The 12171-nt window shown below is 36.4% G+C and carries 13 protein-coding genes; 5 read left to right on the top strand and 8 right to left on the bottom strand.

All coding sequences use genetic code 11. The annotated features are described in order from the left end of the window. Together QUF93_RS00195 and QUF93_RS00190 are read left to right on the top strand one after the other, a co-directional pair. On the top strand, positions 1-375 hold the full coding sequence (locus QUF93_RS00195; RefSeq protein ID WP_289357755.1) for a DUF5388 domain-containing protein: 375 nt from the start codon (positions 1-3) through the stop codon (positions 373-375). A gap of 122 nt (positions 376-497) precedes the next feature. Beyond that, positions 498-848: a hypothetical protein gene (locus tag QUF93_RS00190; protein WP_289357754.1), complete on the top strand. Its 351-nt coding sequence runs from the start codon at positions 498-500 to the stop codon at positions 846-848. A 120-nt stretch (positions 849-968) separates the two neighbouring features. On the opposite strand, the gene QUF93_RS00185 is transcribed toward QUF93_RS00190, so the two are convergent. The 3 genes from QUF93_RS00185 to QUF93_RS00175 form a co-directional block, all read right to left on the bottom strand. Next, positions 969-1280 carry a hypothetical protein gene (locus tag QUF93_RS00185; RefSeq protein WP_289375043.1) on the bottom strand — a complete coding sequence of 104 codons (312 nt, stop codon included), beginning with the start codon at positions 1278-1280 and terminating at the stop codon, positions 969-971. A gap of 163 nt (positions 1281-1443) precedes the next feature. Next, positions 1444-1740: a hypothetical protein gene (locus tag QUF93_RS00180; protein ID WP_289375041.1), complete on the bottom strand. Its 297-nt coding sequence runs from the start codon at positions 1738-1740 to the stop codon at positions 1444-1446. Between the two features lie 182 nt (positions 1741-1922). After that, on the bottom strand, positions 1923-2513 hold the full coding sequence (locus QUF93_RS00175) for a DUF3967 domain-containing protein (RefSeq protein WP_289375040.1): 591 nt from the start codon (positions 2511-2513) through the stop codon (positions 1923-1925). A gap of 184 nt (positions 2514-2697) precedes the next feature. Here QUF93_RS00175 and QUF93_RS00170 point away from each other — a divergent pair, with 184 nt between their 5' ends. From QUF93_RS00170 to QUF93_RS00160, 3 genes are all read left to right on the top strand, one after another. Beyond that, positions 2698-3564: a hypothetical protein gene (locus QUF93_RS00170; RefSeq protein ID WP_289375038.1), complete on the top strand. Its 867-nt coding sequence runs from the start codon at positions 2698-2700 to the stop codon at positions 3562-3564. 271 nt (positions 3565-3835) lie between these two features. Next, positions 3836-5221, top strand: coding sequence for an S-layer homology domain-containing protein (locus QUF93_RS00165; protein WP_289375035.1), 1386 nt, complete (start codon positions 3836-3838; stop codon positions 5219-5221). 2 nt (positions 5222-5223) lie between these two features. Then, positions 5224-5436, top strand: coding sequence for a DUF3006 domain-containing protein (locus tag QUF93_RS00160; RefSeq protein ID WP_289375034.1), 213 nt, complete (start codon positions 5224-5226; stop codon positions 5434-5436). 50 nt (positions 5437-5486) lie between these two features. Here the strand turns inward: QUF93_RS00160 and QUF93_RS00155 are convergent, their stop codons facing one another. The 5 genes from QUF93_RS00155 to QUF93_RS00135 are packed head-to-tail and all read right to left on the bottom strand — an operon-like array spanning position 5487 to position 12154. Further along, on the bottom strand, positions 5487-6551 hold the full coding sequence (locus QUF93_RS00155; RefSeq protein WP_289375032.1) for an N-acetylmuramoyl-L-alanine amidase: 1065 nt from the start codon (positions 6549-6551) through the stop codon (positions 5487-5489). Then, positions 6548-6787: a holin gene (locus QUF93_RS00150; RefSeq protein ID WP_289375030.1), complete on the bottom strand. Its 240-nt coding sequence runs from the start codon at positions 6785-6787 to the stop codon at positions 6548-6550. Before QUF93_RS00150 ends, QUF93_RS00155 begins: the two co-directional genes overlap by 4 nt. Beyond that, complete coding sequence (locus tag QUF93_RS00145; RefSeq protein WP_243515575.1) at positions 6787-7023, bottom strand: hemolysin XhlA family protein; 237 nt, start codon at positions 7021-7023, stop codon at positions 6787-6789. Before QUF93_RS00145 ends, QUF93_RS00150 begins: the two co-directional genes overlap by 1 nt. Positions 7024-7061: 38 nt before the next feature. Continuing rightward, positions 7062-10676, bottom strand: a complete 3615-nt coding sequence (locus QUF93_RS00140) for a phage tail spike protein (protein WP_289375027.1) — start codon at positions 10674-10676, stop codon at positions 7062-7064. Next, positions 10676-12154, bottom strand: coding sequence for a distal tail protein Dit (locus tag QUF93_RS00135; protein WP_289375026.1), 1479 nt, complete (start codon positions 12152-12154; stop codon positions 10676-10678). The genes QUF93_RS00140 and QUF93_RS00135 overlap by 1 nt, the downstream gene beginning before the upstream one ends. Positions 12155-12171 lie beyond the last annotated feature (17 nt).

The raw sequence follows: 12171 nt of genomic DNA, 5'->3' as shown, positions 1-12171 counted from the left end.
ATGGCGAAAACTCCTGGTTTATTAGGTCGAAAGAAAAGTAACTTTGAACCTACTGAACCTTATGTACCAGAACAAGGACAAGCTACAGTTGAAACTAATGAGGTAGCAGCTATTCCTTCTCAACCTAAGACAGAAGAAAAACAAGTGAGTCGAAAAGAAAAAAGAATCGAGAAAACTGAACCGAAAAAGAAATTTAAAAATCAGCAAGGCAGTATTAAAATTTCTAATCAATCAAAAGAAGAACTTGAAGTATTAATGAAACTTACAAACACAAAATTCAATTATGAAATCATCGATTTACTTATAGATCGCTATGTAGAAAACGAGCTAACACCTGAGCAGAAAAGGAAATTCAAGCTCTTAACAGAGCTTTAAAAAATATAGAAATATCCCTATTTAGAAATAGGGATATTTCTATATTTCCACCTTACCTCTATCATAACACGCAAAATAGTTTTAACAGTTTAAGATAAAAAAACTAAATAGGAGTGGTAACTTTGGAAAGTAAAAGTAAATCTTTTGTAGTAACTGTGACACCTATTACCGAAAGTTCAGATTTAAATACTCAACTCGATCATGCTAACACGGAAAAGGAAATACAGACATCAGAGAAACCAGATCAACGTTTAGTTCCATCTAAAACAGCTAAAATTTCACCTGCTGTTTTGCTAAAGCTAAATACCCTTAAACCATTTATAAAGGAACAAGAAGGTATGGATAAAACATCAATTAATAACATCATTGACATGCTAGTTGAGCATTATGTAGATTCTCAACTAGTCAACCGACATTCTAAAGCATATAAAGACATGTATAAGCGCCTCTATGAGACGTTAGAGAATAAATAAAGAAAAAAGAAGTATCCCTGTTTTTCATTAAGGATACTTCTTTTTTATGCCCCCTCTTATTAAAATCGCCACCGCTAGCTCATTTACAAACTTATCGTTAGCGGAAGGCATTTTAAAATTCTATGTGCCGATTTTTTCTTTGCCCTTGCGGATAAACCACCACATCAAAGCTACAAGTAGTATGAGGATCGGTATTCCCTGAATAAAGAGAAATCCTCCCCAAAAATCAAGTTCAGTACTATATGGAGAGTCTGTTGCCATCACACCTATAAATAAAGCCACTGGAATTGTGCATAGATTTACCCCTAAACTGACCATTATGAATGTTAGATTTTTATCCTTAGTTTTTGGTGAATCAGAATTGAAGAATGAGAATACTGCAATGCCAATTATAAAATATAGTATTACATAAAGCTGATTAAGATATCCCATAATATTCCTCCGTTATCCTAATTGTACCATTAGCAAGGACAATTCTGTGTAAATTTGGATGTATAGGATATTCATATAAAGTTAACATAACGCAACATTATTGATAGCAAGAAAAAAGTGGATCCCTCCTCTAAAAAGGCATCCACCTATTCATTATATGCTTCTATACTTTTTTTGTTTTCTTTGCTAGTGCAAACTTCAAAAAAGCTGCAAGTAGTATGAGGAGCGGTATTCCCTGAATGAAGAGAAATCCTCCCCAAAAATCAAGTGCAGTACTATCTGGAGGGGCTGTTGCCATCCCGCCTATAAAAAAAGCCATTGGACTTGTGAGTAGATTTATCCCTAAACAGACCATTATCAACGATAGGTTTTTAGCCTTAATTTTTGGTGAACCAGACTTAAAAAATAAGAATATTGCAGTGCCGAATATAAGAAACAGTGTTACATAAAAACTTACCATAATATCCCTCCATGACTTTAATTGTACCATCAGCAAGGACAAATTTGAACAAATAGGATATTTATGTAAGTCAGATATAGTGTCTCATTATCAGTAGCAAGAAAAAGTGGATCCCTATTCTCACAAGGAATCCACTCTTTCTTTTTCTACAACTCTATTTTTATACGTCCCTCTTCTTGTCCTCACCAAAACCTCCACCACGGCTTTTTCTTCTCTTTCGCAGCAGCAACTTCATCCCGGAATTCCTGCATCAATCTCTTCGTTTCCTGCATCTCACGTAGCGTTTTCATCAGAGTCTCATCCCGCGCTTCTAATCGTTTTTCCACTCGTTCATTATGTGCTTCTACGCTTGCTTTAATTTCTTCGTTACTTTGCTTTGTCTGCTCACTTAATCGCTTTTCCATCGCTAACATACCTTGATTCATTTCTTGCGCCATAACGCTGTACTGTTGCTGTAGCTGTTCTTGAATGTGGAATGGGATTAAACTCTTATCTTCAGGTTCTTCTTTAATCAGATCTGGATTAACTTTTTCTATTTGCTGCGCAATCATCTTCGCTGCCTTCTCTAGCGTCATACCGTCATGCTTACTAAGGTCAATCAATCTCTCAATAACTATAATGTCGCCTTCTGAGTATTCCCGTCTGCCGCGCTTATCCTTCCTTACTGTAAATCCCTCCCGTTGTAACACTTCCATATACTTTCTGAGCGTACTATCGGATATTCCTAGCCTTTTGTATACTTCGCTAGCTGAATAAACAATCTCATCCGTCATAGCGTCACAACACCTCCTAGTGACAGTATTCCATGATGGTTAAAAAATTCCTGCATAGGAAAAACATTGATGGAAATTCTGGCGGATAGTCTTCAAATAATGGTTAAATTTCCTATTATGTTATAATTAAAATATAGAGAATGAACATGACTTTTTTACAAAAAAGAGATAAGGGGAGAATTTCATGGCAGTATCAGGGGAATGTGCTTTATGTAAAAAAGAGTCTGAATTAAAACTTAGTCATATTATTCCTAAGTTTGTATTTCGATCATTAAAAAGAGATTCGTTTACAGGAAGATTAAGATTAACTTCCGAACCAAACCAAGCAATACAAGATGGAGAAAAAATGCACCTTTTATGTGGAGAATGCGAGCAAATATTCAGTGACTCAGAAAGAAAATTTTCTAACGATATATATTTACCGTTTAAAAACGACGGTTTTAACAATGTATTAAAGTATGATGGGGATTGGTTATGCAGATTTATAACTTCAGTTAATTGGCGGATTCTTTATTTAGATATTAATTGGTTTGAAGAAGACTCTAATCGTATTGATGCTACAAGACTTTCTTTACTAAAGAAAACTGAAAAGATAATGCGAGATTATCTTTTAAAACAACGCATGAATATTGATTATATAGAAAATCACATATTTTTCTTTGATACAGTCGAAGAAGCAGTTGATGTTAAAACTCCTCATGCAACTATGCAGGGAAGTGTTTTTGGATATAGCGTAGGTAAAGATGATAGTTATTATGTGTATACTAATTTGGCTGGGATTTGGATTGTAACCATTATAAAAAAACATCCTAAAGAAAAATGGTACAATACATTTGTTAAAAATGAACCAGGTCGATTAAAACCGCCTCAACAAATAGAAAGCCCTCTTACTTCAGAGATTGAACATATAGAAGGACTAAGAGATAAATTTAAAGAAGATTTATCAGAGAAGCAACAGAAACAGATAGAAGATAAGATTTTAAAAGATATCGAAGGGTTTATGAAGAGTGGAAGCTATAAAAGAATTATGATGGATCGAAAACTAAAATAAACAACAGAATCATTTAAACCACTATATAACCAATTCCTGCCCTTGAAATAAGAGAAAATCAACGTTCCTAGCTACCAACCATAATTAACAGCCCACCGCATAACGCTACAACGGAGGCAATTGGATAGAATACCTAGTTTAAATTTGATGAATTAGTGAATATAAACTAAAAAAACATAAATATTACATATCCCTCTATTAAACTTTGAATTATTTGTAAGAAATGCTAAAGTTAAGTAGGTTAAAAAACATACAAAGTGAGGCGATATTCTTGAAGAAGTTAAGCTTATTACTAACAGCATTTGTAATGGTTTTATCATTGTTCATCCCTAATCTTGCAAGTGCTAAATCTTTCCCTGATGTCCAAGCCGGCCATTGGGCAATTAAAGAGATTAACTATTTAGCGGATCAAGGCATTATTAATGGTACTCCAGAGGGATATTTTAAGCCAAGTGATAATGTAACCCGTGGACAAATGGCATTAATGTTAGATTTATCGATAGTATCCCAAAAACCAGATAGCTATAATCATATTTTTTCTGATGTGCCCAAGGGCATCTATTACTATGATTCTGTACATAAGTTAGCACATTATAACATTATACAACGTGAGAAAAACTACTTCCCTGACCGCTCATTATCTCGTGCGGAAATGGCAGTAGTTCTTGTTAAAACTTTTGATTTGAAGCCTACAGGTGCGGACGTCAATTTCCCTGATGTTCCATCTACTCATTGGGGTTATGAATATATCAAAATCCTAGCTCAAAATAATATTACTGCTGGATTTCCTGATGGTACATTTGGTCCAGATGTAAAAGTAACTCGTGAGCAATTCGCTGCATTCTTGGCTCGTGTATTAGAACCAAGCTTCCGTCCGGCTCTTCCTAAGCCTAAGGGTAACTTAGAGGTTCATTATATTGATGTGGGACAAGGTGATGCTACATTTATTAAATCTCCAAGTGGAGAAACAATCCTTATTGACGCTGGTAACAATGGAAAAGGTAAAGTAGTGGCGAATTATCTAAAGGGATTAGGGTTCCAAACAATTGATTATATGATTGCTACTCATCCTGATGCTGATCATGTAGGCGGATTAGATGAGGTCCTTTATTCTATGAATGTAAAAAATGTTTACGCTCCTAAAGTAAGTCATACGACGCAAACGTTTAAGGACTTTTTAACTGCAGTAGCTAACAAAGGATTAACTATTAAAGAGGCAAAGACTGGTGTAACTTTACCAATCAATGGTTTAAACTCGCAATTCTTAGCTCCTGTTAATGAATATGGTGACAACTTAAACGAATGGAGTGCTGTGTTAAAAGTAACTCACGGCAGCAAATCATTCTTATTTACTGGCGACGCTGAAGAGAAAAGTGAAAAAGATATGGTTGCAGCGCACGGTTCAAACCTAAAATCTGATGTATTAAAACCTGGTCATCATGGAAGTAAGACTTCTTCTTCTCAACCATTTTTAGATGCAGTTAAACCAAGCATTGCTGTAATCAGTGCCGGTGCTGGTAACCGATATGGACATCCAACACAGGAGACTTTAGCTAAGTTATCTTCAATGTCCGTTAAGGTATATAGAACTGATTTAAATGGAACTGTAGTTGTTAATAGTGATGGTTCTAATATTTCTGTAAGAACGGAGAGATAATTATGAAAAGAGGTATTATTGACCGTTTTGAAGGAGAACTAGCAGTTATTGAGATTAATAACATAACAATTGATGTACCTAAATCTAAACTTCCGCCTACTGCAAAAGAAGGTGACGTTCTTATTATTGAGGATGATCAGTATACAATCGATAAGAACGAAACAGATAAAAAAAGACGCGAAGTCCAAGATTTAATGGATAAACTATTTGAATAGCAAAATTAAATATTAAAATGATAAGAGCCGCCCGACAGGACGGCTCTTCTTTATTTCACATATACATAGGCTTCATTTGCTGTTACATAGTATGTTTTGCCTTGGCTGTTGTGTACTTTATATTGTGATGAACGATTGACACTTACTTTCGCATCAATCGTAAATCCTAATCCTGCATCTACAGCTCCAGCAACATCTTTATCCTGCCAAGAAGCAGAATCATAGAAACGTAGGTTGTCCATTTTTGAAACAACACGCTTCCCAACAATAGAAGAATCCACTGTGCTTTTCTTACTAAACTTCACATAAGAAAAATCATTTTTAATCCATTGTTCCCCACCAAGGTTTAACCAACCGTCTTTTTCTCCCCACACAATATATGATTCTGGTTTGTTTAACTGACGAATTTTAGAATAGCTTGTACCTGGTCCTTTACGTAAGTTAACGTTCTTACCCTCGATATAAGCAATACCATCTGTTACAGCTGTTGGTACTTCTGCTGGTTTAGATGGTTGCTCTGGAACAGAAACTTCAACACTAGAATTATTGTATGTACGTTGCACATCAGCGCGGAATTGTGCTTCAGAAACGCCATGGCTACGTAAGTAATCAAGTGGGTCTTCGTGGTCTGTACCACCAAGATACTTCGTTACATCGTAGTGAGTCCATAATCCTTTTTCTACAGATAATCCACGTTCACGTAGGATTTTAGCTAGTAATTTTACATATTTATCATAGCTGCGTTTGAATTTATCATAATCAGCCGTTTCGCAAAGCTCTACATGCACAAAGCGTTTATTTGCACCAGGCCCGCCCCCATAAGCAATATACTTTGTATCCGCAATTTGAATTGTTTCGTTCCAATCGACTGCGTAGTGAACAAATGCAGAACGCCATGTGCGAGTCTCGTATTTTTGAATATTAATAGCTGGTGCTTCAGGAGTAGCAGTAGAATGAGCAACAACTCCTTCATATGCACCAACCCCATAACGGTATGGTTCTTGTGGTAGACCTGGAATAATTAGTGTTCTATCAGCAAAAGCACTTGTTGCAAAAGAGCCGGCAAGTACTAGAATCATAAGAAATGAGGTAACATGTTTCATTGTCTTTTTCATTTAGCATCAACATCCTTTTTTATAATTTTTGTGTGGTCAAATAATCCACTTGCTGAAAGTCCAATGATGATTCCTTGAAATACATTTGTTTTTATATCTCCGCCCAAAAATAAAACGCCTAGCGCAATGCCAAGCGTTAAATTCAATAACGGAACGTATTTTGTTTGTAGCCCAATTGTTTTTGCAATCTGTGAAAGACCAACGACAATTCCAATTATTACAGCTAAACTACCCATTACATACCACCTCCCTTCAAGAAGAAAGTAAGAGCTGCTCCAACGATTCCACCCACAATAAGCCGTAAGATCCAGGTAGTATTTGCACTAATTTTATCTAGTTGTTTGTTGATGTTATCAATATCTTTTTCATTGCCTGTAGTACGCATTTCCAAGCTTTTCATCTCAAATTTTATCTCTTTAATCTCTTGCTTGATTTCTTGAACATCGTTTCTTACTTCTTGTAATCCTTCCATTTTAATCACCCCTTTTTAGACAATAAAAAAAGACCAGCTTATGGCTGCTCTGTTTGAGTTGTGTTTTTAGTTGTTTGCGCGTCATTTAACAATTTCTGAAAGGCTTCTTCTAGTGCTGCAATTCTTTTATCTTGATCCACCTCCTTAAGTTTTTGCGCTTCAAGTTCTTTCTCTAATTTGTCTACACGAGTGTCTGTAATGCGTAAAGATTCTGTAACGCTATTTACCTTTACGTCTACTTCTTGGATAGCTTGCATTGAGATAGAAACAGAGCTGTATAAAGTGATTGCATTTTTTTCAGGAGTTGTAAATACATTATCGGTATCTTCGGCAATCATGCCATAGTTTACAGGTAAAGCATCAATCTCACCTGCATTGTATTTCTCAACATCGGAAATTAGGTTGTAACACTTAATACTTACAGAGTTCACTTTTTCAAGTGCTGAAAAAGGTAAATCCTCAATGTTTGTTTTAATCTTACGTGTAGACGTAGGCACGAACTCTAATGCATACATTCTTCCTAGTGCTGATATGTTTTCAGTAGCTCGTAGCGTTCTCAGTTTAATATCTCGGAAAGCGTCACCTGTTGCACTTTTAATCTGTAAGCCATCGCCTACATAATCAGGGTGTCTTGCAACCCTGAACATAATCTGATTAGCAAACGTAATATCTACATCACCTTGAGTATTTGGAGCTAAATCTTTAACAACCAATGCTGGGAATGACTTGTTATCACTTGTATAAAAATTAAAATAGCCACGCTTAGCAGTAAAATAGATATCCTTAGATGCACTCATAGTTATAAATCCAGTAGTACTACCTGTAGAACTAGCAGTAAGATTAACGTTACCGTTTGTGTTGGTTAAGCTCATATCCCCTACAGAGTTAATCTGCATAGCTCCATCATATCTGTAGAAATTTATATAAGATGATTTAGTTACGTCATTCCCGTTACGACCTGTAGCAATCCCGATCGAAGCGACTGAATTTGTAAATACGTTTGAATTGATGGTAGTTTGGTCAATAACTAATGATCCATTTAGCGTTCCTGTTGTTTCATAATCATTGCCGAGCACTAGAGCAGACTGGATATTCCCATCTGTACGCTCAATAAAACCTAAGTAACCCCTACTGCGTCCATAACCATATACAGTTAGATTTTGAGCATTTAAACGGATTTGGTTTGCTCCTGATCCGCTTGGAGCTGTTTGAATCGTAACCCCTTGTAAAGTCTGAGCTTTCAAGTGTTTTGCTTCTATGAAACCGTTTAAGTAAATCTTATCAGCTTGAATCAATACAGACTGAGCTGTTTGGTTAATCGTTGAAGCTACGTCTCCTGATTTAACTCGTAAACTGATTTCTTCGGCTTGTAACTTTATTTCTGACTCATGACGTTCTACTATAGCTTTACTTCCGAAACGGTTATCAGAATCAATCATATTGTACACTTCAGTTTTCTCAGCTCGTAAGGAAATAGCTTTGGTGTTCTGGTCGATGTTAGTCTCCATAGTTGTAACTTTAGAGTTAAACTCAGAATTAGCGACTTTCTTAGCGATTTCCTCAATCATTTGGTCGTAGTTTCCCATGTCTTTAGGGTTTTCCATGAACGTAGAAGGTGAAGTCCCTTGCTGTAGCATCGGTTGAGCGAACCATACATTACCATTTTTTCGTATATACATACGTACGTTAGCTACGTTAGCTGCACTTGTAGGAGCGTCTAATTGGATAGACAGTTGAGTCCATACACCTTCCTTTAAGTTAGCTTTGAGATACGTTATCTTATTAGCTACTTGAGTGCTGCCATTTCTAAATGTAAGTTCTATAGCTCCGTCTTCATCAATCTCGCTTAAACTAGGGGTGAATGCCCATACAGAGAAAATATAAGCGCCTGAATCTGCTACGATTGGTACACTCTGATTGATACTTGTAAACTTAGCGTCTGTCTGCCCTGTATTGTTAATCTGTACAGAGTTATAACCCTCGTGGTTTCTTGAGCTCGTAGCTGTAATAGTAGCTCCTATGTCTGTCCCTCTAGCGTCCCATTTAGTTAATGACGGATTACGTTGAGTAACTATCCCTGTAGCACTGTCGATAGTCCTATCCTCAAAAGCAGTATTAAATAGAGAATTCGTAGTTCCTAAGTTACCTACATAGTCCTGCATCTGTTTTTCAGAGATTTTCGACTTTACAGTCTCATTAGTAAGCTCAAGGTCTCTTTTTATTTCTTCAACGTCCGGAACGACAATATCCCATGTCGTACCGTTCCATATTTTTAAAATACCAGGATTACCATTGCTGATATCTAACCATAATGTTTTATGTGGTTTAAGTTCACCTGTTGGCGGATTAACATCTTCTATAATATCTACCATGTTTTGATCCATATAATCTTTTGTAGCATTCGCTAAATCTTTAGCAGTTTGCGATTCTTCTACTGCATCATTAGCTTTGTTAATCGCGTCATTCGCCTTTTCTTCTAAAGCTCCGAACCATTCTTTTGGAACTTTATCATTGATCATCGCAAGCATCTTTTGATATAGTCTGCGCAACGCGTCGTCCTGGTTAACGATTTCTACGAAATTACCAAACGTATACTTATTTTGACGTGGATCTTTATGTGATTCGTCTCCTGCGATAGCTCTAGCTTCCAGGTAAAGAGTTGGCGTCATACCTTCATCAATGATATGAATCGTGTCACCTTCATTTACTTGTTCATGTTCGTATTGAAACACGTGAGATATATCAACAGAGTCAACTTCATATGTGACGATGGTATCTACACGTTTTTTTAACTCTGTTTTAGCTAATGTTAATAATCGTGCAGGTGTCATATCTTCATTTTCAGATTCTGGTGTGTAGAAGCCGAATAGATGTTTTCCATTCGTATTCCAGCGCTGATATGATGCTTCGTCAACGATGTACTGTAAACCGTTGTTTACAGATTCAATTGTGATCATTTTCTCGTTACCATCGTCATCTTTACCCATGATAAACGGAACTAATGCTGTAATAACATTCTCAGAGTTTTCTATTCGTTTTACGCCTAATAGATCTTTACCGAGTGTAATTTCTTTATTCGTTTCTCGACCTCGCTTTTTAACGAGATCAATATATCTTGTTGGTGGTTTATTAGTGTTCATAACAATTCGATATTGAATCTCGATGTTATCAAATAGAGAAGCAACTTCATTAATGAATTTTAACGGGCTTGTAAATTCTGTTATTACAAAAGAACGTTTACCTACAGCTTCGATAATACCTACTTCCCACTCATTACGAGCGGTAGCGAATGACATGTATTGTTCGGCGCTCCAACTATTAATAGTTTGTGGTGATAAGTAATTGTCTTTGTCTAATGAAATCCATTCACCAGAAGCGTATATCGTTACCGTATGAGCGTCTGAATCTTTTTCTGTAGTGGTAATAACATAAGGGACAATAACGCCTGGGCGCGTCTCTTTTAACACTAAATTATGTTGTTGGATGTAATCTAGAAACGGAGAATCTTCCAATAATTTAAAGTCTAGAATATCGGCGTTATCTTTAATTTCCCAGTGTCTTAAATCTTCGAAATAATCTTCTGGTTTTAAAGAAGCAATAACACGCTTTGATTTAAAGTCTACAATGTGTAAATCTCCGCTTGTTTTTCTCATTACTTGTACCTCTCCCTATATGTTATTTGCGCAGTTCCTATATTTAAAGGGCGTACAATAATTTTGTTGTCACCTCGCTTTACCGTAGGGAATCTACTGAAAATATCTTTTAATCCTATTGCGTTTTTACCGTTAATCGTTACTAACGAACGTTCTGTATCTATACTTATTTTGTCTCCAACATCGAATATATAAGGAGTTTCATCCACGTTCAAAGTATTTATTTTCCAGATTTTAACATCTTCGATATACGCTACATCCGTAGGAGTGTTAGCTCCATACGCGATACAACCTACAGCTATTTTAGCTACAGCTCTACCTGTCATCTGGTTACCGTCTGAATCATCGCGCCACCTTCGAACAAAGCTAGCATCATCAATCTCGGTATTCTTGCGATACTTAGCAAAATAAAAACTCCATTCTTTGCCCCTGCGAGCTACTGAAACGTGTCCTCTAAAGTCATTAAATGTATCAGAGTACATTCCCATTTCGTCAGAAATCCACTTTCTGGAACCTCCTGAATCAATAATTGCCTGTGCTGTTGTCATTTCATGGCTCATATACTCGTCAGCCATTGCTAACTCAACTATTACATTGTCATTAGCATCTAAAAGCATGACAACCGTTTTCCCCATCCTATTCCAATGATCAGATTTAAAACTCATCATTATATCAGCTCTGAAATCTTGAACAACTCCGGCGTTAGATGGTAGGTCACGCTTCATAAAAGGCCCGTGCCATTCGTCAGCTGCTCCTGTTCCGTAAGATGAAGGTGTAAATGCATAAGCTCCTTGAACTTTCATAGAACCAGAGCATTTATAAATCCCTATCGTTCCAGTTGCCGCGGTCCATGTCGCTAAGTTATTCATTTCATCCCATATAAGACGTTCATCTTGCTTTACAACCTTAGTTTTTATACTTGTAGGATAACCGAGCCTGAAATAGTCATCGCCGTTCCAAACATCTAAGAAAGGGCTTTGAATGCCTGTTGTAATATCTATAATCGGCATTGATTCTACAGTTCCTTGATTAGCAATATCAGCTTGAAAATTACCATCTACGTTATTAGCAAATTGTTTCGTTTGTACTGCACCTAATTTATAAGGCATAGGGCATACGAAAGTTATCGTACCTTTTCCTCTGAAGATCAATTCTTCAATATCGGATTCACCGTTGATAACAGCCATATACGTTCTGTCAGGTTCGTCATCGAAAATTAACTCACAGGGTTGATCAGTTACGAGCCAATCCGCTAAATCTTCTTTTACTTTTTGCATAGCGCTAACGTTTGGCGATTTAATAATGACTGGAACTTCTATGGTTCTTACATCAACGTTAGTTTGCAATAAATACCCTCCTGGTTTAGAAGGTACTTTTAAAATATCTCTCCCAACAGGAGACCATGCCGGACGGCTAAATCCCATTAGAATAAAGATGTAGTCTTTACGTATTCCATTAAATGAAAAACTTCCTGACATGTATTTTCCTCCTTTCA

Origin of the sequence: Bacillus hominis (genome assembly GCF_030348325.1) — a bacterium.
Classification (GTDB): Bacteria; Bacillota; Bacilli; order Bacillales; family Bacillaceae_G; genus Bacillus_A; species Bacillus_A hominis.
The sequence above is the reverse complement of the archived record's forward strand: the minus strand, read 5'-3'. Positions and strand labels throughout refer to the sequence as shown.